At 43.9% G+C, this 24,294-nt stretch carries 18 protein-coding genes; 15 read left to right on the top strand and 3 right to left on the bottom strand.

Features of this window, described 5'->3' with window-relative positions:
• Positions 1–19 precede the first annotated feature (19 nt).
• The 7 genes from ED312_RS15265 to ED312_RS15235 all read left to right on the top strand — a co-directional run bounded on the left by ED312_RS15265 (position 20) and on the right by ED312_RS15235 (position 10,259).
• Complete coding sequence (locus ED312_RS15265) at positions 20–3,409, top strand: DUF4175 family protein (RefSeq protein ID WP_240643120.1); 3,390 nt, start codon at positions 20–22, stop codon at positions 3,407–3,409.
• Positions 3,402–3,821: an rRNA maturation RNase YbeY gene (gene ybeY / locus ED312_RS15260; RefSeq protein WP_123216887.1), complete on the top strand. Its 420-nt coding sequence runs from the start codon at positions 3,402–3,404 to the stop codon at positions 3,819–3,821. Before ED312_RS15265 ends, ybeY begins: the two co-directional genes overlap by 8 nt.
• 97 nt (positions 3,822–3,918) lie before the next feature.
• Positions 3,919–5,790, top strand: coding sequence for a tRNA uridine-5-carboxymethylaminomethyl(34) synthesis enzyme MnmG (gene mnmG, locus ED312_RS15255; protein ID WP_123216886.1), 1,872 nt, complete (start codon positions 3,919–3,921; stop codon positions 5,788–5,790).
• A 103-nt stretch (positions 5,791–5,893) separates the two neighbouring features.
• Positions 5,894–6,316 carry a hypothetical protein gene (locus ED312_RS15250; protein WP_123216885.1) on the top strand — a complete coding sequence of 141 codons (423 nt, stop codon included), beginning with the start codon at positions 5,894–5,896 and terminating at the stop codon, positions 6,314–6,316.
• 2 nt (positions 6,317–6,318) lie between these two features.
• Positions 6,319–7,185 (top strand): class I SAM-dependent methyltransferase, encoded by an 867-nt coding sequence (locus ED312_RS15245; RefSeq protein ID WP_123216884.1) that lies wholly within the window; start codon positions 6,319–6,321, stop codon positions 7,183–7,185.
• Positions 7,186–7,454: 269 nt separating this feature from the next.
• Positions 7,455–7,970 carry an OmpH family outer membrane protein gene (locus tag ED312_RS15240; RefSeq protein ID WP_123216883.1) on the top strand — a complete coding sequence of 172 codons (516 nt, stop codon included), beginning with the start codon at positions 7,455–7,457 and terminating at the stop codon, positions 7,968–7,970.
• Positions 7,971–8,351: 381 nt separating this feature from the next.
• Positions 8,352–10,259, top strand: coding sequence for a S9 family peptidase (locus tag ED312_RS15235; RefSeq protein ID WP_123216882.1), 1,908 nt, complete (start codon positions 8,352–8,354; stop codon positions 10,257–10,259).
• 20 nt (positions 10,260–10,279) lie between these two features.
• Here ED312_RS15235 and ED312_RS15230 read toward each other — a convergent pair whose 3' ends face one another.
• A complete protein-coding gene (locus tag ED312_RS15230; protein ID WP_123216881.1) occupies positions 10,280–10,675 on the bottom strand; it encodes a DoxX family membrane protein in 396 nt (131 codons plus the stop codon).
• A gap of 19 nt (positions 10,676–10,694) precedes the next feature.
• Positions 10,695–11,840 (bottom strand): DNA polymerase III subunit, encoded by a 1,146-nt coding sequence (locus ED312_RS15225; protein ID WP_123216880.1) that lies wholly within the window; start codon positions 11,838–11,840, stop codon positions 10,695–10,697.
• 257 nt (positions 11,841–12,097) lie between these two features.
• Here ED312_RS15225 and ED312_RS15220 point away from each other — a divergent pair, with 257 nt between their 5' ends.
• The 4 genes from ED312_RS15220 to ED312_RS15205 all read left to right on the top strand — a co-directional run bounded on the left by ED312_RS15220 (position 12,098) and on the right by ED312_RS15205 (position 18,327).
• Positions 12,098–13,288 (top strand): phosphoglycerate kinase, encoded by a 1,191-nt coding sequence (locus ED312_RS15220; protein WP_123216879.1) that lies wholly within the window; start codon positions 12,098–12,100, stop codon positions 13,286–13,288.
• Between the two features lie 156 nt (positions 13,289–13,444).
• The gene (locus ED312_RS15215) at positions 13,445–14,992 is read left to right on the top strand and encodes a LysM peptidoglycan-binding domain-containing protein (protein WP_123216878.1); all 1,548 of its coding nucleotides are present in this window, start codon (positions 13,445–13,447) and stop codon (positions 14,990–14,992) included.
• Between the two features lie 25 nt (positions 14,993–15,017).
• Positions 15,018–16,106 (top strand): DUF4837 family protein, encoded by a 1,089-nt coding sequence (locus tag ED312_RS15210; RefSeq protein ID WP_240643119.1) that lies wholly within the window; start codon positions 15,018–15,020, stop codon positions 16,104–16,106.
• A gap of 91 nt (positions 16,107–16,197) precedes the next feature.
• Positions 16,198–18,327: a Tex family protein gene (locus ED312_RS15205; protein ID WP_123216877.1), complete on the top strand. Its 2,130-nt coding sequence runs from the start codon at positions 16,198–16,200 to the stop codon at positions 18,325–18,327.
• Between the two features lie 100 nt (positions 18,328–18,427).
• On the opposite strand, the gene tatA is transcribed toward ED312_RS15205, so the two are convergent.
• Positions 18,428–18,619: a twin-arginine translocase TatA/TatE family subunit gene (gene tatA, locus ED312_RS15200; protein ID WP_123216876.1), complete on the bottom strand. Its 192-nt coding sequence runs from the start codon at positions 18,617–18,619 to the stop codon at positions 18,428–18,430.
• A gap of 110 nt (positions 18,620–18,729) precedes the next feature.
• Here tatA and ED312_RS15195 point away from each other — a divergent pair, with 110 nt between their 5' ends.
• The 4 genes from ED312_RS15195 to ED312_RS15180 all read left to right on the top strand — a co-directional run bounded on the left by ED312_RS15195 (position 18,730) and on the right by ED312_RS15180 (position 24,277).
• Positions 18,730–19,611 (top strand): M23 family metallopeptidase, encoded by an 882-nt coding sequence (locus ED312_RS15195; protein WP_123216875.1) that lies wholly within the window; start codon positions 18,730–18,732, stop codon positions 19,609–19,611.
• A 68-nt stretch (positions 19,612–19,679) separates the two neighbouring features.
• A complete protein-coding gene (locus tag ED312_RS15190; protein WP_123216874.1) occupies positions 19,680–21,176 on the top strand; it encodes a GH3 family domain-containing protein in 1,497 nt (498 codons plus the stop codon).
• Between the two features lie 334 nt (positions 21,177–21,510).
• Positions 21,511–23,226: a DUF6909 family protein gene (locus ED312_RS15185; protein ID WP_123216873.1), complete on the top strand. Its 1,716-nt coding sequence runs from the start codon at positions 21,511–21,513 to the stop codon at positions 23,224–23,226.
• Between the two features lie 64 nt (positions 23,227–23,290).
• Complete coding sequence (locus ED312_RS15180) at positions 23,291–24,277, top strand: hypothetical protein (protein WP_123216872.1); 987 nt, start codon at positions 23,291–23,293, stop codon at positions 24,275–24,277.
• Positions 24,278–24,294 lie beyond the last annotated feature (17 nt).

The following is a 24,294-nucleotide window of genomic DNA, read 5'->3' as shown; positions in this document are numbered from 1 at the left end:
CGGAAAAAATTGTAACTTTATGGGTTATAACAAAACGATAGTTGTGCGAAGTATTTTTTCGCCGGCAGGACATCAAAACGGAAATATGCAGGGTATTGATTTGATACGGCAAAAGCTGGAAGCCTTTATAAGAAAATATTATATGAACGAACTTATAAAAGGCATATTGTTGTTTACGGCAATAGGACTGCTGTACTTTATAGGTACGTTGCTCGTGGAACATTTTCTGTGGCTGGGCAGTACAGGCCGTACCGTATTGTTCTGGTTGTTCGTCGGTGTTGAAATATTTTTGCTGTATAAGTTCGTTGCAATTCCCGTACTTAAGCTCTTACGTGTAAAAAAGGGTATCGGATATACCAGAGCTTCCGGAATAATAGGAAGTCACTTTCCCGAAGTAGGGGACAAGCTTATCAACGTACTGCAGCTTTCGGATGACCATACCGGAACGGAAAACGGAAGTAACGAACTGCTTCTCGCCAGTATAGAACAGAAATCGGCAGAATTGCAACCTTTCCCGTTTCAGATTGCCGTGGATTTCCGGAAGAACCTACGTTATGTAAAATATGCACTGATCCCTGTAATCATTGTTTTAATGATATGGGTTTCGGGTAATATTTATTGGTTTTCAGATAGTTATGAAAGAGTAGTACATTATCGTTCCGCATATGAACCACCGGCCCCTTTTCAGTTTTTTGTGGTGAACATTTCCCTGAAGGGCATAGAGGGCAAACCCTTTGAAGTAGAGGTTAAAACTTCCGGGGAAGTAGTTCCGGAAGATGTGGAAATACATTTCAACGGGGAAAATTATTTTATGCGGAAAGAGAGCCCGGGAAGTTTCCGTTTTGAGTTCAAGAGGCCTGAAGGAACAACAGAGTTTTATTTATCTGCCAATGATGTAAGGTCAAAAACGTACCGGCTGGAGATCGTTAATGCCCCTGTGATGACCGGTTTTGAAATGCATCTGGATTACCCGGAATATCTCGGAATGAGTACCGATACCCTTACCGGAACAGGAAATGCTACCGTGCCCGAAGGCACGGAGATAACCTGGAAATTGAAAGCGAGAAATGCAGGGAATGTAAATTGGGTTTCGGGGGACTCCGTAGCCCCTTTTGAGAAGGTTTCACGTGAAGGGAATATTGCGGCATTTAACAAATCTGTCAAAGTATATCGGGATACTGAGTACGAAATTAAAACAGGGAATAAGGATCTTCCGGATTACGAATCGCTCGGTTTTGGTATTTCGGTAATAAAAGATGAATATCCGGAAATAGAAGTAAAGGAAATCCGGGATTCTACAAAATCGTCGGGAGTGTATTTTGTGGGACAGGTCTCCGACGACCACGGGTTTTATGGACTTGAAATGAAATATTACCCGGAGAATAAAGAAGATGAACCGAAAGAAAAGAAAATAAGCATTAGTACATCATCTAATGTAGATCGTTTTGCAGACGCCTTTCCCGATAATCTTCAGTTGTCGGGAGGAAGTAATTATGTGATTTATTTTGAAGTGAAGGATAATGATGCTTTGCGCGGGGGAAAGACGGCAAAATCGCGCATGTTTACGTATAGGGTCCGCACGGAATCGGAGGTGGAGAAGGAACGGATGGAAAAACAGAAAAATGCCATTCGGTCGCTGGAAAGGTCGTTAGGGGACATGGAAGATCAGCAGAAGGAATTGAAAGAGATCAATACGCTCAACATGGAGAAAGAACAGAAATCTTTTAATGACCGGCAAAAGATAGATGATTTCCTGGAGCGGCAATTGCAGCAGGAAAAGATTATGCAACGGTTTACGGAAGACCTGGAAGAGAGGCTGGATGAAGTACCGGGAGAAGAAGACGAAGAGCGGAAAAAGCTATTGGAAGAACGTCTTGAAAGACAAAGAGAAGAGCTGAAAAAGAATGAGGAATTATTAAAGGAACTGAAAGAAGTTACGGATAAGCTGGACAGGGAGAACATGGCACAGCGATTGGAGAAATTGTCCAAATCACAACAGAATAACAGAAAGAACCTGGAACAGGTTCTGGAACTTACCAAACGGTATTATGTAACACAGAATGCGGAACGGCTGAGGAAGGAACTGGAAAAACTGGCGGACAAACAGGAGAAAGCCGGCACGGAAAATAAGGAAGGGACGGGGAATGAAAAAGAAAAAGAAGAACAGTTACAGGAAGATTTGAATAAGGAATTCGATGCGTTAAAAGAAGAACTGAAAAAACTGGAAAAGGAGAACGAGGAATTAAAAAAACCTCTGGAGTTGGGAAGGGACGAAAAGAAGGAAGAAACTGTTTCCGAAGAACAACAAAAGGCCCTGGAGGAAATGAAGAAAGGGGAAAAGGAAAAGGCCGGGGAGAAGCAGCGAAGTGCAGGTAAAAAAATGAAGCAGATGGCTGCGGATATGAAATCCGGCATGCAGTCCGGGGCTTCCTCGGACGATATGGAAGATGCCGAAGTGTTGCGGCAGATATTGAAGAACCTTGTGGCCTTTTCTTTTGAGCAGGAGGACCTGATGAAAGTTGTGGAAGATATGCGGGATGATCACCCGGCACTGACCCGCAGCCTGCACAGGCAACATAACCTTAAAGAAATGTTTTCGCATATAGATGATAGCATTTTTGCACTTTCCTTGAGAAGGCCCGAACTCTCCGAACAGGTAAACAAAGAAGTGACCGATGCACATTTTCATATTGACAAGGCTATCGAAAGACTGTCCGACAATGAATTATATCGAGGTGCATCAAGTCAGCATTACGCCTTCGCATCAGCTAACAATCTTGCAGCATTGCTGGGTAATATTCTCGATAATTTACAACAGAGCATGGGTATGGGACAGGGACAAGGAAATAACGAGATGCAGTTACCCGATATTATCCAGGGACAGGAAGAACTGAATGGGAAAATGAAGAATGCCATAGAGGGGGATAAGAAGGAAAAAGAGGAAGGTAAAGGAGACAAAAAAGACGGCAAAAATCCGGAAGAAGGGGAAGGACAGTCCGAAGAACTGTTTGAAATCTACAAACAACAACAAATACTTAGACAGGCTTTGGAAAAACAATTATCCGATATGGAAGGGGAGAGTAACGGGAAGAACAAGGAAAAACTGCTCAGGGAAATGGAGCAGGTGGAAGACCGGTTATTGCGTGACGGCATGAATCAGGATGTGCTCAGGAGGATGCTAAACCTGCAACACGAGTTGTTGAAGTTAAAGAATGCCGCCATGGAGCAGGGAGAGGAAAACAAGAGAGAAAGTCATACCGATAAGAGACAGTTCGAGTCCGGGGAAGGTGGTCGTCTGCCGGAAGTGGAGGAATATTTACAGGGTATAGAAATATTAAACAGACAAGTATTACCTTTGCGGCAAATTTACAAGGAGAAAGTAAAAGAATATTTTAAGAAGGATGATTAGTTTTCATTACGAACTGGATTTTGCCCTGGAAGATGAGCAACGGTATGCGGACTGGATAACCCGGGTAATTGCATCGGAGGAGAAGCTTCCGGGAGAAATAAGTTATATATTTTGTGATGACGAATATTTGCTTACTCTGAATCAGAGATACCTGGATCACGATACGCTGACGGATATTATTAGCTTTGATTATACGGAGGGGAATATGATTCACGGAGACATCTATATTTCTATAGAAAGAGTACGGGAAAATGCTTCGGATTTCGGGGTTGATTTTGAAGATGAACTGCGAAGGGTAATAGTACATGGTGTGCTGCATTACTGCGGATATAAGGACAAGTCTGGCGAAGAAGCTGCTTTGATGCGGAGTAAAGAAGAAGATAAAATGAGAATGTTCCACGTGGAACAATAAGATGAAGAATTATATATGTTCCACGTGGAACAGTGGATGTTTCTTATGTGGAATACTGGATTTTAAAGTGTATAATAATACAAAATAAAGCTTAGGCATGTTTGACAGAACGTATGATGTTATTGTAGTAGGAGCGGGCCATGCCGGTTCGGAAGCTGCCGCGGCAGCGGCCAATATGGGGTCCAGGACCCTGCTGATTACAATGAACCTGCAGAACATTGCACAAATGTCCTGCAACCCTGCCATGGGAGGAATAGCCAAAGGACAAATCGTCCGGGAGATCGATGCTATGGGAGGATATAGCGGAATAGTAACGGACCGCACCGCAATTCAGTTTAAAATGCTGAACAAATCGAAGGGACCGGCAATGTGGAGCCCGCGGGCACAATCTGACCGGATGCGCTTTGCGGAAGAATGGAGATTGATGCTGGAACAGACGTCTAATCTGGATTTCTACCAGGAAATGGTATCCGGATTAATAGTAGAAAACGGGAAAATCACCGGGGTAAAAACCTCCCTGGGTATTGAAGTAAAGGCAAAAGCAGTGGTCCTTACCAATGGTACTTTTCTGAATGGACTTATCCATATCGGAGAAAAACAGTTCGGAGGCGGCCGGGCAGGGGAGCGGGCGGCAACCGGAATTACGGAAGACCTGATCGAACTCGGATTTGATGCCGGAAGAATGAAAACGGGGACCCCGCCGAGAGTTGACGGAAGATCGCTGGATTATTCCAGGATGCAGGAACAACCCGGAGATGATGTGCCGGAAAAATTCTCCTATTCCGATAAGACCCGGCCTCTCGAGAAGCAGCGTTCCTGTTATATGACCTATACCAGTCCGGAAGTACACGATCTGCTCCGGGAAGGCTTCGATCGTTCCCCTATGTTTAATGGGAGAATAAAGAGTATAGGCCCCAGGTACTGTCCTTCTATAGAAGATAAGATAAACCGTTTTGCCGATAAGGATAGGCATCAGATATTCGTAGAACCCGAGGGGTGGAATACGGTGGAAGTATATGTAAATGGTTTTTCCACATCCCTGCCCGAAGATGTACAGTTCAAAGCCCTGCGTTCCGTAAGCGGCTTTGAACAGGTAAAATTCTTCCGCCCCGGTTATGCCATAGAATACGATTACTTTCCGCCTACACAACTAAAACATACGCTGGAGACCAAGCTGGTGGAAAACCTGTTTTTCGCCGGGCAGATAAATGGTACCACAGGGTATGAAGAAGCGGCGTCCCAGGGATTGATGGCAGGCATTAATGCACACCTGAAAGTATACGAAAAAGAACCCTTCATACTAAAAAGGAACGAAGCTTATATAGGTGTTCTTATCGATGATCTTATCACCAAAGGCACCGAAGAACCATACCGTATGTTTACGTCCAGGGCAGAATACCGGACGCTGCTGAGACAGGATAATGCCGATTTTCGACTCACCCCGAAAGCACATGCCATAGGGCTGGCATCAGAAGACAGGTTGCGCCGTATGGAAAGGAAAAGATCAGGTGCCGATGCTTTTATCGGTTTTTTCAGGGAGACGAGTGTAGAACCGTCCGAAATGAACCCTGTTCTTGAAGAAAAAGGATCTTCCCTGATGAAACAATCAGATAAAATGTACAAGGTTTTTTCCCGTCCCAATATCACGATGGAAGATATGCTCCGGGTAGGGGAGGTGAGAAAATATGTTGAGGAAAATGACCTGGATAAGGAAGTGATGGAGCAAACAGAAATACAGGTAAAGTATTCCGGGTATATCGAGAAGGAAAAAAATAATGCAGATAAATTGAACCGCCTGGAAGATATTACCATTCCTTCTAATTTTGATTACGACAAATTAAAATCGCTTTCGTTCGAGGCAAGAGAAAAATTAAAAGGCATTCGCCCGGCTACACTTTCCCAGGCTTCGAGGATAAGCGGCGTATCCCCGAGCGATATCAGTGTGATGCTCGTTTATATGGGGAGATAGACAAAACAGGATGAAAAAACGATCGTTCCACGTGAAACACCTTTGTCAACCCCTCTGTTTACTGGGGTTGTTTTTTTTAATACACGGGTGTATTCCGTTGCGCATGGCTCCGCGTATTTCAAATTATGAAGTGAGCAAGGCAAAAGAAATAGATAAAAGAATAAAATTCAGGGAGCATATCTTTGTCTTTGAAAACCCGAAACGAAAAACACAGTTTGAAAAGTTTCTGGAAAATAAATATGAATTATTTCCGTACAGATATGGTGACCGATATGAAGTAGTATTGAATGATCAAACTTTTGATGTCCGGGTAAACAACCTTATCCTTTCCGATTCTTATATAGATCTGACAGGTATCCGGAATAAGGATGACGACAATGATGAGGATATGGATATCCGTCACTATATTGCCATCAGGATTTCTTCGGCATATGAAGACGATTGCCTTTCTGTAAATTCATTACACTATGACCTTTTGCTTAATTACCTGAAAGAACTCAAAACCGAATATCTAAGTTCCCTGTAAGAATGGACAAAACCGAAAATTCCGTTTATCTGAAATGTAAAGACCATACCGTAAGCGGTGAGATTTTTTCTCTGCTTTGGGATGAGAAATATAAAATGCTTCGCACTTATCCTGCACCGGATGCCGAAAAGCTGCCCGCATATTATCAGAGTGAAGATTATATTTCTCACACGGATTCTAAAAGAAGTTTGTTTGAGAAAGTATATCACCTGGTAAAAAATTACGCACTGAAACAAAAGCTGAAATATATTCTTTCCGAAAACCCGGAAAAAGGAAAACTTCTGGATATCGGTGCGGGTACGGGAGATTTTCTAAACGTGGCAAAAAATGACGGCTGGAAAGTGGAGGGGATAGAACCGAATGCTTCCGCCAGAAAAAGATCGGCCGAAAAGGGAATCCCGTTACGGGAACATTCCGATGCTTCCTTTGTAGAAGAAAATATTTCCGGATATGATGTAATAACCATGTGGCATGTCCTCGAACATGTCCCGGATCTGGAAATGCAGCTGCGGCAAATAAAAAAAATGCTTAAAGACAACGGGACACTTTTCGTTGCCGTTCCCAACTTTCGCTCTTTCGATGCTTCCCATTACGGAGAATTCTGGGCGGCATACGATGTACCCCGTCACCTTTGGCATTTTTCTTCGGAAACCATGACATTGCTTTTTGAGGAAAGAGGAATGAAAGTTATCCGTAAGATCCCGATGAAGTTTGATGCCTTTTACGTAAGCCTGCTTTCTGAAAAATATAAAACCGGAAAAATGAATTTTTTCCGTGCATTCTACACCGGGTGGCGCTCAAATCAAAAAGCTTTGAGGTCCGGCGAATATTCTTCCTTCATTTATGTCATAAAACAATTAAATAAGTAAAATAAAGCGATTTAAGCCACTTTCTCGGACGGAGCAGGCCTATGTCTTGACATAGCAGGGATTCGTTCCCAGATCGTATTTATTAAGGCTGTTTTTAATAGCTTTTAATTATATTCCTGTTTAGGTAAATAAATATTTGTTATATTGCTTTACATCAATAAAAACAGAAGGAAGAAAGGAAAAAACCGGATCTGTTAAAAAATTAAACCTGCCGAAAGATGCCGGTTTGAAAACTTTCCTATTTTTGCGTGTAAACAAATTTAAAACCGATGAAAAAAATTTTCATAGCCGGAGTGGCTTTATTTGGATTGTTTTCCTGTCAGCAGGATAAAATAGCTTATGTGGATAATACGACCCTTATCAATGATTACCAGGAGAAGAAAGATATAGAAGCAAAATTCAAAGGCAAGCTCGAAACTTTTGAGAAAAAGACAGACAGCCTTTCCAGGGCCCTGCAATCCGAAGCCCAGGCTTTCCAGGCAGAAGCATCCAAAATGGCACAGAACAAAGCTCAGGAAAAGTATGAGCAACTGATGCAAAAGAGGCAACAGATACAGCAACAGGTACAGCAGGAAGAAATGCAGTTGCAGCAGGACAGCCAGGAGCAAATCGATTCTCTGGTAAAAAAGGTACGTGAATTTATTAAAGATTACGGTAAAAATAACGGATATACTTATATTCTGGGAGCAAATGAAGCCGGGAGTGTGCTGTATGGTGAAGAAACCAAGGACATTACCAAGGAAATTCTGAAAGCACTTAATGATAAGTATTCGGAGAAAAAATAAAGTGCTGAAGGTATCTCATTTTAATGGCCCGGTTTCAACCGGGCTTTTTTATTGTTTTAATTTCAGGTCCAGCTATCCGTTGCAGTTCCTCGAATTTCTTTAACCACATCGGTTTTTCGGAAAATATAGCATTGTTACACATGGAACAGTGAACGGTTTAATAAGAATTCCCTCGGGCAGGAGTAGGATTGGGCTTCATTACAACTACATCAAAAAATCGCTAAACTTTTCACTTATAAATATCATATTTTTGATTATCAGTTGTTTATGATTGGTTTGTGATCAGGTATAACCAGGGAATTCAGAATTTATGTAAAAAAAGCGTAACTTTCTAACATCATTAATCGTCAGATAGTTACAATAACCAATTAAAAACAAACCATGAAGATCTTCTCGTTTTTGCTGATCGTATTTTTCCTGGTTTCCTGTAATACGGAGAAAGGGAAAAAATCCGAACCCGTGAAAGTAAAGGAATATACCATAGAACAGTTTTATGGTAACAGCCGGATAAGCGGGGGTGCCTTTTCCGATGACGAATCCATATTGTTGGTGAGTAGTGATGAATCCGGTATATTTAATCTGTATGAAATTAATATTAAGGACGGTTTCAGAAAACAGGTAACCAATTCTGCGGAAGAGTCATTTTTTGCCATAGGATATGTGCCCGGAACAGGGGAGATGTTATATTCTGCGGACAAAGGAGGAAACGAAATCAACCACATTTACCTGTTGGATTCCGAAGGTACCACGACCGATCTTACGCCGGGAGAAAAGGCCAAATCCGGTTTTGCCGGGTGGAGTGAAGACAAAAAATCCATGTATTTCCTGTCCAATAAACGAGATCCCCGCTACTTTGACCTTTATAAAATGAGGATGGCCGACAAAAAACAGGAAATGCTGTATGAAAATACGAAAGGTTACGAATTTTCCGGAATGTCCGAAGATGAGAAAATAATGGCATTGAGCAAGTCCGTGACTACCAGCGAAAACCGCTTGTTCCTCTATTACAGGGATTCCGGGGACATGAAGGAAATATCCGATCCGGAAAAGCCCGGAAGTTATTCCGGTTCCGGTTTCAGTAAAGACGGAAAAGATTTTTTCTATATCACGGATGCCGACGCCGAATTTTCCTATCTCGTTAAATACGATCTGGCTACAGGAAACAGGACTACCTTGTATAAAACAGATTGGGACGTGATGTACAGCTATGTAAGTGAAAATGAAAAATACAGGGTTGTTGCCATTAATGAAGACGGGAAGAATACGCTGATAATACTGGATAATACGACAGAAAAGGAGGTGGATTTCCCCGAAATACCGGACGGTGACATCGTGGCGGTAAGTATTTCGGAAAGCGAAGATAAAATGCGTCTGACCGTAGGGACTTCAAAATCTCCCAATAACCTGTATATCTATGATTTTAACACCGGGGAAATGAAGAAGCTCACAGAAACGCTCAACCCGCAAATTAACAAGGATGACCTAGTTGCTGCAGAAGTAGTGCGTTTCAAATCTTTTGACGGCCTCGAAATACCGGCAATTTACTACAAGCCCCACACCGCAACAGAAGAAAACAAGGTACCTGCCCTGGTATGGGTACACGGAGGACCGGGGGGACAGTCCAGGACAGGGTATTCCTCACTGATACAATATCTTGTGAACAGTGGTTACGCCATACTTGCCGTAAATAACAGGGGGAGCAGTGGCTATGGAAAAACATTCTACAAAAAGGATGACAAAAATCACGGGGATAAAGACCTCAAGGACTGTATATGGGGTAAAAAGTGGTTGCAGGAACAACCCTATATAGATGCGGATAAAATAGGGATTATCGGAGGAAGCTATGGCGGGTATATGACCATGGCAGCAATGACTTTTGAACCGGAAGAATTTAAAGCAGGAGTTAATATTTTCGGAGTGACCAACTGGTTGCGGACGCTGAGGTCTATTCCCCCGTACTGGGAATCCTTCCGTACGGCACTCTACGAAGAACTGGGAGACCCTAATACCGCCGATTCCGTACGACTACGTGCAATATCACCGCTTTTTCATGCAGACCAGATCAAAAACCCGGTAATGGTTTTACAGGGGGCCAACGACCCCCGCGTGCTGCAGGTAGAATCCGATGAGATCGTAGAGGCGATGGAACAGAATAATATTCCTGTGGAGTATATCGTATTTCCCGATGAAGGCCATGGGTTTGTTAAAAAAGAAAATGAAATCAGGGGATACGGGGAAATACGCAGTTTCCTGGATACCTTTCTGAAAGGAGAAGTAGCTGAAAAATGAGCGGGTGCAGACGGTGCCGGTTATTGTAGTAGGTAAACAGCAAAAATGGCCGGGATGAAATAGATGACGATACCCCGGGCACCCTCATAATCTTTGGCGATCCGTTGTCCCAAAAGGAGGAGCAATAAAGTGACACAGCAAAGAACGGCACCGTAAAAACCAAAAGTCGTGTCGTTATCCGTAAGTATGCGGATTAGCCCCAATATACAAAGCAATCCGGCAATGATCTCCAGTATAAGTATCACCGCTACGGAAAACGGTATCATATTTTTCAGGAAAGTCCGGGCAAAGTGTTCGCGAAGCCATGCAATATTGCCTTTCCAGTCCGTTATTTTATCCAATCCGCTTTGCACGAAAGTTACGATGAGGATCAGAAGTAAGAGGATTTCGGTGCTGTTGTCCCTGAGGTTTTCCATGGCCTTGTTTTTGAGAATATCAGTATTTGTGCAATAAACGGGTAAGTTTTATGGACAGGTCCGTAAGTACGATCTTCGAATTTCCGTTGCGTTCAATATGGTAAATGGCATCCTGCAGTTCACGTGTAATTTCGTTGATGTTATTACCGCTTATGAAAGGAGCGAATTTTTCCAGCTTGAAATTTTCTACACGAAATTCCATAAAAACCAGTGAACCGGCATTATAATTGAGCAAAAGGGCCTGCCGGAATACGTCCAGGCAATAATTGAGAAAGAGTTTCTGTGTTTCCCTTCCCGTAGCGGCTATTTGCTCCCCCCAGGCTATCAGATCGTGTATTGCTGCCTTATTTCCCTTGGCCCGGAATGCAGACCGTACCCATTGTACAAACCAGGTTTCGAAAGTAAGGTCACTGTTATCCCTGTCTGCCAGCACCATGGCCCGGTTGTAATCCCCGTTGGCCTGATGTGCTATTTTTAGCGCATCGGTTTCCGGAATACCTTGAATTATAAGCCTTTCCCGGACGGCAACCTCTGCCAGCGGAGGAAAGTGCAGGATCTGGCATCTCGAAAGGATGGTTTGTATAATCTGTTCCTCCTCTTTCGCAATGAGTATAAACAGGGTTTTGTTTGGCGGCTCCTCAATGAGCTTCAGCAATTTGTTGGCGGCAGAAGTATTCAGTTTTTCAGCCATCCAGATGATCATTACCTTGTAACCGCCTTCGTATGGTTTGAGCGAAAGTGATTTTACGATTTCCTGGGCTTCATCCACGCCAATCTGTCCCTGCTTGTTTTCAATGCCGAGCATCTGGTACCATTCGAACAGGGTTCCGTAAGGATGTTCCTTGACAAACTGTCGCCATTCCTCCAGGAAGTTGTTGCTTACCGGGCGCGATTTTATCTTGCCGTTGGCTGCGACCGGAAAGGCAAAGTGAAGGTCCGGGTGGCCGAGATTATCAAATTTGAGGTTACAGGATTCCGATCCCGTATTGTTTTCCCCTCCCGTATTGCCACACAGTATATACTGTGCATAGGCGATGGCCATGGGCAGTACGCCGCTTCCTTCCGCCCCTACAAACAATTGGGCATGCGGTATTCTGTCCTGTTCCGCACTAACGGTCAGATGTTTTTTGATATGTTCCTGTCCAAGGATGTCTTTGAATAGCATACGGCAAATATAAAGGGTTTATAAGAATATAAATAGTCTCTTATGCGGGTGTAATAAATTACAGACGTCAGGTTACGGTCCTGTCACAGGATAACAGACGATGTATTTGCTGTACTATCCCATGCCGATTTAACATTATTCTAATAAAACCGCTATTTTTACAAGCCAATATTTATTTACATTTGTGCTTTCGTACCGGCTCTACATATATCCAAAGGTGCGGAAAACCCTTTAAAAATACGTAAACACATACTTTTATGAAGACAATAGATGATTTTGACTTTAAAGGAAAAAAAGCATTGATCCGTGTGGATTTTAACGTGCCCCTCGATGCGGAATTTAACGTGACCGATACTACCCGTATAGAAGCTGCAAAACCTACGGTTATTAAAATTCTTGAAGATGGAGGAAGTGCCGTATTGATGAGCCATCTCGGCCGGCCGAAAGGACAACGGCAGGATTCCATGTCTTTAAAGCATATCGTAAATGCGGTGTCTGACATACTTAGTGTTAAAGTGAATTTTGTGGAAGACTGCGTCGGGAAAAAAGCAGAGGAAGCTGTGGCCAGTCTGAAAAGCGGAGAAATACTCCTGCTGGAAAACCTGAGGTTTCACGGAGAAGAAGAAAAAGGGGACGAGGCCTTTGCAGAACAGTTGTCCAGACTCGGGGATGTTTATGTAAACGACGCTTTCGGCACTGCGCACAGGGCCCATGCATCTACTACTATAGTGGCAAAATTTTTCGAAGACCGTAAATGTTTCGGGTATTTGCTGGCAAAAGAAATAGAAAGCATAGATAAAGTGATGAAAACCGGGGAAAAACCCGTTACTGCCATACTCGGGGGGTCTAAAGTGTCTTCTAAGATTACGATCATTGAAAATATTCTGGATAAAATAGACCACCTTATCATAGGCGGAGGGATGACCTATACGTTTATCAAAGCACAGGGAGGTAAGATAGGAGATTCTATCTGCGAAGATGACAAACAGGATCTGGCTATGGAAATACTGAAAAAGGCCGAAGAAAAAGGGGTGAAAGTACATTTGCCTGTAGATGTTATTGCTGCGGACGGCTTTAATAATGATGCCAATACGCAGGAAGTTGCCGTAAATGAAATCCCTGACGGGTGGCAGGGACTGGATGCCGGGCCTAAAACTCTGGAGAATTTCAAAGGAGTTATTCTACAATCCAGAACCATATTGTGGAATGGTCCTGTCGGGGTTTTTGAAATGGAGAATTTCCAGAACGGAACCAAAGCCATCGGTTATGCTATAGAAGAAGCGACCAAAAACGGAGCTTTTTCCCTTGTTGGAGGAGGAGATTCCGTAGCAGCTGTAAAGCAGTTCGGTTTTGAAAATAAAGTGAGTTACGTATCTACCGGGGGCGGGGCTATGCTCGAAAGCCTGGAAGGAAAAACACTGCCGGGAATTGCCGCTATTTTAGAATAGGGTAAGTTTTTACTTGGTTAATAATACAGAATACATCCCCGCTTTGGTAAACCCGAAGCGGGGATTGTTTATTTTAACACGTTTTAAAAGCGTTATTTAAATAAAAAATACGATTTTTACGGGATTTCCGTTAATCCAAAAAAGAACCTAAACCAGATGAAACGCTATTTTGCCACCCTATTCTTAGCCACGGTCACCACATGGGGCTACGCGCAGGAAGTTGCAGAAATCGATGAAAATCAGGCATCTCCGGATGGGACAGAATTTACGATCGAAAAGAAAGACTCCTTATTACCAAAAGTAACCATTGAAAAAATTGATGGGAAGTACAGGTTACGCGATCATTCCCTGGCAGCGAAGATAGACAGTCTTTGGCTTAAGGAATTATACGATAACAGTTTATACGATACCATTGTGCAGACCGTTACCGAACTGGACTATGAAAAAATTGAGTATAAGGAATTACCTACCAACATCCTGAAAGCGCGACTGGCAGAATTGAATGAAAAAACGCCTTTCAATGTGGAATACAATCCCGAACTGGAGAGTGTTATTAAAAACTTCCTGAAGAACAAAAGGGGTTTTCTGGAGAGAACGATGTTAAAAAGCCAGTACTATTTCCCCATGTTCGAACAGGAGCTGGATAACAATGACATCCCTTTGGAAATGAAATATCTGGCGGTTATAGAGTCTGCATTGAATCCTAGGGCGAAATCATGGGTGGGCGCTACCGGTATATGGCAGTTTATGTACAGTACCGGAAAAATATACGATCTGGAAGTGAGTTCTTATGTAGATGAACGGAGCGACCCTGTAAAATCTACCAAAGCGGCGTGTAAATACCTGGCCAAACTCTACGAAATATTTGGTGACTGGGACCTGGCCCTGGCAGCCTATAACTCCGGCCCGGGCAACGTATCGAAGGCGATCCGCCGTTCCGGGGGGTATCAGAACTACTGGAACCTGAGGCCTTTTCTGCCCAGGGAAACAGCGGGCTATGTGCCTTCTTTCCTCGCCATGATGTATATATTCGAATATGCCGGAGAACACGGATTGCATGTACAAAGACCGGAAGTGGCTTATTTTGAAACCGATACGGTTCACGTAAAGCGGTCCGTAAGTTTCGACCAGATCTCCGAACTCATCAATGTAGATGTGGACCAGTTACAGTTTTTAAACCCTTCATATAAACTGGATGTTGTCCCTTTTATCAAGGACGAAATACACCCCTTACGGCTTCCGAGTGCTGCTCTGGGAAAATTCGTAGCCAACGAAGGGGCTATTTATGCACATATAGAAGCCGAAGAAGCCAAAAAAGAAAAACCCCTGCCCCAGTTTTTTGAAAAGAACAGCAGGATAACATACCGGGTGAAAAAAGGTGATTACCTGGGAAGAATAGCAAATCATTACGGCGTTCGTGTCAGCGACCTGAAACAGTGGAATGGTCTGAGAAACAATCGCCTGAAAATAGGTCAGCGCCTTACCATATACCCAAAGAAATCTGTCCTGAAGCCGATGACAAAAACAGCTTCGGCTACCCCCGTTTCTTCCGGAAATAAGGTGTATACGGTAAAAAAAGGAGACTCGCTCTGGACGATCTCCAAAAAATTTCAGGGAATTTCTGTAAAAAATATTCGAGATTGGAACGATATTAGTGGGAATAATTTAAAACCGGGAATGAAGCTGAAGCTTTGTAACTGTTAGAACGAACCACTAAATCTAAAACAAAATGACACACAATGCGCCTGCCCGTTATAAGGCAGACAGGATGTTGAAAAACGACCGGAAGAAAGACCATGCAGGTAAAGGCCTGCAGCGTCACGGATTATTTACCGTTCTTTTGGCCGGTATTCTATTGGTTTTTGCCTCCTGCCAGGAGAATAAAAAAGATAAAAAAAGCTATCTGCCCGAGTCCGTAGGGGCTATCAATTCTCTCGCTGTAGTTATAGATAACGAGATGTGGAAGGGTGAAGTGGGCGATGAGATACGCGAATATTATGCCGCTCCGGTAGATGGCCTTCCGTGGGAAGAGCCTGTTTTTACCCTCCACCAGATACCCCTTCCGGTCTTTAAGGGGTCCACAACCAAGAGCCGGAACATCCTTTTCGTTCAAAGAGATTCGGCGGTGAATTCGGGGATAAAGACCGATACTTATGCACGTCCGCAAAAAATAGGTATTGTCCGGGCACCTGACAACGGTTCGCTGATCGATCTTATCGGAAAGACTTCGGAACAGTACATTCAGGAATTCAAAGACAATGATATCAGGGAAAACCAGAAAAGATTTCATACTGCACTGAATAAAGAGCCCTATGTACAACAGAAGTTCGGTATTAGCCTTACCATGCCTTCCGTATACAAAACCTCAAAACAGGAAGATAATTTTATCTGGATAGAGCGGGTTATTCCCAAAGGAACCATGCACATCTTCGTGTACGAACTTCCTTTGAACAGCATTCCCGGCGATTCTTCCAGGGTAGATGCCTTTATAAAAATGCACGATTCTATCGGTAAAAAATACGTACCCGGACGTGAAGAAGGGATGTACATGATAACCCAGAAAGCATACGCGCCTTATATTTTTGATATTACGCTGGCCAAAAAACCTACCATAGAGGTCAAGGGGATGTGGGAAATGAAAAATTTTGCCATGGCAGGACCTTTCCTGTGCTACCTGATCCGTGACGAAGAAAACGACCGGTTGCTGGTGCTGGAAGGACTTACCTTTGCCCCCTCCGAAGACAAACGCGATTATATGTTTGAACTGGAATCCATATTGAAGAGCGTAAAATTTACTTCCGAAAAGAAACCGGAATAAAACCAGAAGAACCTATACCGAACAACTACTTGTAATGATAACAGCGGGTAATTCCGCCTGAAAAACTTTTGCATTTAATCATTCTTTTGCCGTGAATATTTTAAATTACGTTTCCAGCCATACGGACCTTCCCGAAAAAAGTATTGTAAACACATTAAAATTACTGGAAGAAGACAGTACTGTCCCTTTTATTGCCCGGTATCGTAAGGAAATGACGGGAAACCTTGATGAGGTGCAGATTTTTGAGATACAAAGGTTGAAGAATGCTTTTGAAGAGCTGCAGAAAAGAAAGGAATCGGTGCTTAAGTCCATAGAAGAACAGGAAGCACTCTCCCCGGAGCTGAAGCAGAAAATAGAAAAGGCGGATTACCTGACCGAAGTGGAGGACCTGTACCTGCCCTTTAAACGCAAACGCAATACCAGGGCAGGGGCAGCACGTGAAAAAGGGCTGGAGCCATTGGCCAAAATATTGATGGCACAGTCCGGAGGAACCGATCCGGAAACTACCGCGCTACGGTTTCTGAACGATAAAGTCGAAGAGGTGGAAGATGCACTGCAGGGAGCAGTAGATATCATTGCGGAATGGATAAGCGAAAACGGCAGGGTGAGACACACCGTAAGGCGAATGTTTCGCAGGAATGCCGAAATCTCCGCGGTGGCGGTTAAAGGTAAGGAAAAGGAAGAGCATGCCCAGAAATACCGCCAGTATTTCGACTGGAACGAACCGCTGTACAGGTGTCCTTCGCATCGCCTGCTGGCCATGCTCCGTGCAGAAAAGGAAGAAGTTATCCGGGTAAAGATAGGTGTAGACAAGGACACGGTCCTGGAAAACATCGAAAAAGCCGTTATACGGAACGAATTTTCCCCGGCTTCGGAATATATCCGAAAAGCTGCAAAAGAGGCTTACGAACGCCTATTATACCCCGCAGTGTCCAATGAAGTACTTAAAGAAGCCAAAGAAAAGGCCGATGAAGCTTCCATCAGAGTATTTTCCGAAAATCTCCGGCAGCTTTTGCTGGCCCCTCCTTTGGGAGAAAAACGTATCCTCGCCATAGATCCGGGATATAAAAGCGGCTGTAAGATCGTATGCCTGGATGAAAGGGGAGACCTTCTGCATAATGAGAACATATATCCCCATCCGCCACAAAGAGAGTCCGCACAGGGGATGAAGAAGATCCGATCATTGGTCAATGCCTATCGTATCGAGGCCATTGCCATCGGTAATGGTACCGCATCAAGAGAAACGGAAGCCCTGGTAAAGAAAATAGCTTTTGATCGTGATGTAATGGTTTTTGTGGTGAACGAGAGCGGGGCTTCGGTATATTCCGCTTCAAGTATCGCAAGGCAGGAATTTCCGGATTACGACGTTACCGTAAGAGGAGCGGTTTCCATAGGAAGGCGCCTGGCGGACCCCCTGGCCGAGCTGGTGAAGCTGGACCCTAAATCCATAGGGGTGGGGCAATACCAGCATGATGTGGACCAGGGTAGGTTAAAAACCGGTCTGGATGCCGTGGTAATGAGCTGCGTAAACAGTGTAGGGGTAAATGTAAATACCGCCAGCCCGAGTCTTTTGAGCTATGTTTCGGGGATAGGGCCTGCCCTGGCCGAAAAGATCGTGGAATATCGCAGTAATAACGGAGAGATACGCTCCAGGAAAGAATTGCTGAAAGTACCGAGACTGGGAAATAAAGCCTTTGAACAGAGTGCCGCTTTTTTCCGTGTGTTACAAAGCGACAATCCGCTTGACAATTCTGCCATTCATCCCGAAAGCTATGCCGTAGTGGAGAAAATGGCGGCAGACCTGCAACTTGAAGTTTCGGAACTGATAGGGAACAAAGAGAATATTGCCAGGATACGTCCGGAAAAATATTGTACCGGAACCATAGGTTTACCCACATTGACGGATATTCTGAAAGAACTCGAAAAACCGGGCCTGGACCCGAGGAAAAAGGCAGGGGTCTTTGAGTTCAGCAAAGACCTGAAGACTATTGAAGATGTGAAACCGGGAACTACGGTCCCGGGTATAGTGAACAACATCACCAATTTTGGCTGTTTTGTGGATATCGGGGTGAAAGAAAGCGGGCTCGTTCATATCTCCAGACTCAGCAACGAGTTTGTAAGTGATGTAAACAGTGTGGTGAAACTACATCAGCACGTTATGGTAAAAGTTATAGATGTGGACCTGGAAAGAAAGCGTATACAACTCTCTATGACAGACTGATATAGATATTTTTTATGAAGTTTGGGGTATCGGCTTAAACAAAAAAGACCCTTATCCCGCTTGGGATAAAGGTCGTTAGATTGTCTATAGTAGTATAAAACTATTCTTTCTTGTTGCTTTCGGGAGAAGGTTCGTCCTCTTTCGTAGCGTCTTTAAATTCTTTTATCCCACTTCCAAGTCCCCGCATCAGTTCCGGTATTTTTCTACCGCCGAAAAGCAACAGAAGTACTACTACTACCAATACTATCTGCCAAGGGCCGATCATTCCTAAAAAAATATTCAATGACATCATTTTTACTTAAATTTACTGTAACAAAGGTAATAAGAAAAGTTTAATCGAGGCGTTAATTATTATATTTTTAAGAACTGAGCTCTGTTTAGAACGCTATATTTGCAGGAATTATGGCAGAAAATAAACCCAAAAGAAAGAAACTTGCAAAAAAGCTTTTGCATAAGTATCGGCTGGTTATTCTGAACGAAGATACTTTTGAAGAGCGGCTTTCCTTCCGGCTTAACAGGCTCAATGTATTTGTCGTAGGGACGTCTTTTGCCGTATTTCTCATAGCCATCACCACTATTCTGATCGCATTTACCCCTTTGCGCGAATACATTCCCGGATATTCTTCTACCGCCTTAAAGAGACAGGTCGCAGAACTTACCTATAAGACAGATTCCCTGGTATCTGTCCTGGATTACAACGACAGGTATATAGATAATGTTAAAAAGGTCCTGACGGGAGAGGTAAGTCCGGCAGATATGGAAGCCGAAGCACCTGCGGATTCGCTGGCCAAAGGAGAACGTCCGGATCTTTCCGGAGTAGATCTCAGTCCCGGTAAAGAAGATATGGCCCTCAGGGAAGAAGTAGCTATGGAAGACAAGTACAACCTGGTGGGAAGCGCTCTTTCCAAAGTAAATTTTGTACTGTTTCCACCGGTTTCCGGAGTTATCTCCAATACTTACAATCTCGAAGGCAAACATTTTGCCGTAGATATAACCGGTGTTTCCGGTACCCCGGTTAAAGCAGTTGCCGATGGGATTGTTATATTTGCGGAGTGGACCGTAGAAACCGGTTATGTCTGTATCATAGAGCACTCTTTCGGCCTTATATCCGTATATAAGCACAACGGGTCCCTTACCAAATCGCAGGGAGAACTCGTAAAAGCCGGGGAAGTAATAGCTACTATGGGTAATACCGGCGAACTCTCCACAGGCCCGCACCTCCACTTCGAATTGTGGAGTAACGGCTATCCGGTGAACCCCACCGACTATATAGATTTTGATTAAAATAAAAAAACGGGAAACCGCTTTCGCCATCACCGGGGCAACTCGCGGTGATTTGTCAAGTTCAGCATATGTCTTTAAAATCCTTTGCCGCAAAAATATTTGCCGGAATTACATACAGGAAGATCCGGCAATGGGCGAACCGCCCGGTAGAAACCCAGGAAAAAGTATTCCGGGAACTTATAAATTCCGCCTCTGCAACGGCTTTCGGAAAAGATCACGACTTCGGACATATCCGGAATCACCACGATTTTACGAAGCGGGTCCCTGTACGCGACTACGAAGCCCTGAAACCCTATGTAGAACGAGTGGTAGGAGGTGAGGAAAATGTGTTGTGGAAAGGCAAACCCCTGTATTTTGCCAAGACTTCCGGCACCACTTCCGGGGCGAAATACATACCCATAACCGCCGATTCCATGCCCCACCATATCAGGGCGGCACGAAATGCCATACTGTGTTACATTCACGAAACCGGGAACGCCTCCTTTGTAGACGGGAAAATGATTTTTTTACAGGGGAGCCCCGTACTCCGGGACAAGAACGGTATAAAACTCGGCAGGTTGTCCGGTATCGTAGCACACTATGTACCTCAATATCTTCAGAAAAACCGGATGCCAAGCTGGGAAACCAATTGTATTGAGGATTGGGAAACCAAGGTCAATGCCATTGTAGAGGAAACCCTCAGGGAAGATATGTCGGTTATAAGCGGAATACCTTCGTGGGTACAGATGTACTTCGAAAAGTTGCATGCCAGGACAGGCAAAAAGGTGGGCGATATTTTCAGGAATTTCCAGCTTTTTATCTATGGCGGGGTGAATTACGAACCCTACAGGGCCAGGTTTGAAAACCTTATAGGAAGAAAGGTAGACAGTATAGAGCTCTTTCCCGCCAGTGAAGGTTTTTTTGCCTATCAGGACTCCCAAAAGGAAAAAGGGATGTTGCTTCAGCTGAATTCCGGCATTTTCTATGAATTCATTCGTGCCGATGCCTTTTTTGAAGAAAACCCGGACAGGATTACCATCAAAGATGTGGAAACTGGGGTGAATTATGTGATGATCATATCTACCAATGCCGGTCTATGGGCATACAACCTGGGAGATACCGTACAATTTACTTCACTGAAACCCTATCGTTTAATTGTTTCCGGAAGGATAAAACACTTTACATCCGCCTTTGGCGAACATGTTATTGCCAAGGAAGTGGAAGAAGCAATGCGACAGGGTATCGAAAATTTCGGGGGAAGTATAAACGAGTTCACCGTAGCCCCGCAAACCGATCCCGGAGAAGGAGAACTCCCTTATCATGAATGGTTGGTGGAATTTGGAGAAGAACCGGAAGATCCCGAAGGATTTGCCCTCAAAATAGATGAAGCCCTCCGGAAACAAAACAGCTATTATTATGACCTTATTGCAGGCAACATACTGCAACCCCTGAAAATAACAAAAATAAAAAAAGACGGCTTTGCAGATTATATGAGGAGCATAGGAAAACTTGGCGGACAGAATAAAGTACAGCGTCTGTCTAATGACCGTAAACTGGCTGAAGAATTATATAAATATAAAACTTAAACCTCGAGGGAGCCGATGATTCTGGTTGTCTGGCCATCCTTCGATAAGAGGAGTTATACCCTGCCATCGAAAAACAACAAAACCCATTATATCTCCCGGACATGGCTTCGAAAAAAATGTATGGATGCTGTCTACGGGTTTCCGGAGACTTCTATGCCGGTTACAGGGCTATAAATAATAACCTGGCGTAAAGTAGTAAGGAAGTTGCACAGGGGAGGTTACATAGCAAACAAAGACCTGAAAAAGGGTCATGCGGTAACTTCTGATTTCTTCCCTGCAAGAATTACATGCGCAGATAATATAAAATCCCGTATTTTTGTGCGGAAAATAAGATATGAGCAAAATTCAAGGAAGGACACGGGCACAGGAATCCACCAGCGCTATTGAGCGGATGTACATTACCATGCGGCATCTGTTCAACCGGGGGTTCTATAAGCCTATGGGAATTTCCGGGGAAACACTTCGGCAGTCCCTTTTGCAGCTTCGCCCCGAAATCTATGGCTCCATTGCCGAAGACAAGGTAGAGCTGAACGGGCTGATGTATATCCTGGACAGGCTTCCCACAGGCATCGAAGAGTGCCGTTACATAAACCTGACTTCGGACGAGGGCTATAAAAAATCGCATTTTCATCCGATTATTCCGCCGAAAAGGAGGAGAAACTGTTACCGGGTAGATGACGAGCAGATGAATATTGAAATTACCCGCGGACGCTCGGATATTTACGATATTCTTACGCATCTTACTTTCCTGTATATTGAATCGCAGAAGATATGCAGGCGCGTTTATCTGGATGAGACCGGAGAGACCAACAGGGATTGGTTTAAACTGGAAAATGCCGTACAAAAAGGAAAACTTACCCGGGCCGAAAGAGAAATAGCCCTTATACATGTAGCCAACATATTGGGAAGGACTTTTGAAGAGGCCCTTGATGCACATCAGGCATTTGCCACCAAGCAGATGCCGGAACGCTTTCTGCATATCGTTTACTGGATGGGTAAACTCGCTATAGAAGAAGAGCGGGACAACAATAAGAGGACCATTACGTTTAGCCCCATACTCCGGGAACGCTTAGGACACCATATCCATGGCGAGGCATGGGCCAATAACATAAAGAAGGTATTGCAGAAAAACAACCTGCTGCATCGCCCTCTTCATATTATCAGTGCCAATATGCACAGTGTAATGAATTCTGTTTTTGCTGCCGAAGCCCTGAAAAAAGAGGCTTCTGGCAAAGAACAGCTGGAACTGTATGAAACCCTGAGCCTTCCCGGAAACGGCGCCCTGCGCGATAAGGTAAAAACATTTGCCCATAAGAACGGCATGATCTCCATAGACGACACTTCCGGGACAAATATAGATGTTCAGATACTGGACACGGCAAAGATAAACTTCCGTCACGCAGATTACGATTTCGGAGCCACACTTCCCGAGGAGGAAAGACCGGTACTTTTTGTGATGGACTATGCCTTCGGCGAGCAGGCATACGAAACGATAGATGAGCTTTTAAAACCGTATAAGGATAAGAACAAATCCGGAAAAGGAACGGAAAAGAAAGGTAAACTCCATTTCCTGAATGTGGTTTCCGTATCCGTGATGGGGAAAGCCGGGATCCTGGAAGGAGGAAAAGGTGACCTGATGATCCCCTCTGCCCATATTTTTGAGGGGACGGCAGACAACTATCCTTTTAAGAATGAACTTTGTAAAGAGGATTTCGAAGGATACGGACTGAAAGTGTTCGAAGGGACCATGATTACCGTACTGGGAACGTCCCTGCAAAATAAAGATCTGCTGAAGTTCTTCCATGATTCCACCTGGAACGTAGTCGGGCTGGAGATGGAAGGAGCACATTATCAGAAAGCCATTCAGTCCGCATCGAGAATAAGAAAAAGCATAGCTGAAGACGTTGAGGTACGTTATGCGTATTACGCTTCCGATAATCCGCTGGAAACAGGAAGCACACTGGCCTCCGGAGGTCTGGGAACCACAGGAGTGAAACCCACTTACCTGATAACCCGGAGAATCCTGGAACAAATACTTAACAAAGGTTGAAACGGGACACCCCGGCCGGGTAACAGGAAACTATCCGGCTCCTGAAAAAACTATATATGATATTATGAGTGAAAACACACGACAAAACCATACTTCCGACGAGATAGACCTGGGCGTTTTACTTCAGAAGATCAAAGATTTCTTCAAATGGATCATCAGAGGGATCTATACTGTTTTTCTATTCTATAAGAAATTTGCCATACTGTTGCTTATCCTTATAGTGGTGGGATTTGTTGCCGGTTATTTTATGGATTCTTCCGGTTCCAAGACCTTCAAGAATGAAGTTATCGTCGTACCCAATTTTGGTAGTGTTGATTACCTGTATACCAGCATACAGGAACTCGAAGCGAAAAGGCAGATAGGGGATATCAGTTTTTTCAAGGAAATGGGTATAGACTCCGTGAATTATTTTTCCGGGATAGAAATAGAACCCATAGTGGATATTTACAGCTTTTTAGGTGAAAACCGCACCAACCTCGAAGCATTCAAGGCACTAAAAGGAGATGCTTCGACAGTAGGGGCTATGGAAACTGCCAAAAATTATAAGTTTCACAGGATAACCATTTATACCAAAACCAGGAAGAACTCTTCGAAAGTCGTTTCAAAGATCCTGGAGTTTCTGAATGATAACGACTATTACAACACAGTTAAAAACAGTCTTAGCCAAAACCTGTTGTCGCGTATAGAAACGAACAAAAATGCCGTGCAGTATATCAATGATATACTGAAAGCCCAGGGAAATGCAAAGCCCGAGGGATTAAGCCCGGAGGATAACCTGTTCTTCTTCAGGTCAGAGCCGCAGATAGGCTCTATGGGCGGATTGGTGAACTCCCAGCAGGAACTGTTCGAAGAGATTGACAAACTCACGGTTAAAGCTACGGATGCGGATAAGGTGATAAAAGATGTATCCGTAAAGATCAATATTCCTAAAAAAGGGATTACCTCATCCAAAAAATGGTTGTTCCCTCTGGTATTGTTCATAGCGTTTTCCGGCATATTTCTGCTGATCTTCCTCTTCAGGAAGATGAAGGAAATAGCCACCGAAGAATAATGTATATGTTCTGTGCC

The organism is Sinomicrobium pectinilyticum, assembly GCF_003725735.1.
Classification (GTDB): domain Bacteria; phylum Bacteroidota; class Bacteroidia; order Flavobacteriales; family Flavobacteriaceae; genus Sinomicrobium; species Sinomicrobium pectinilyticum.
Note: the sequence above shows the minus strand (reverse complement) of the source record. Positions and strands in the feature narration are given on the sequence as shown.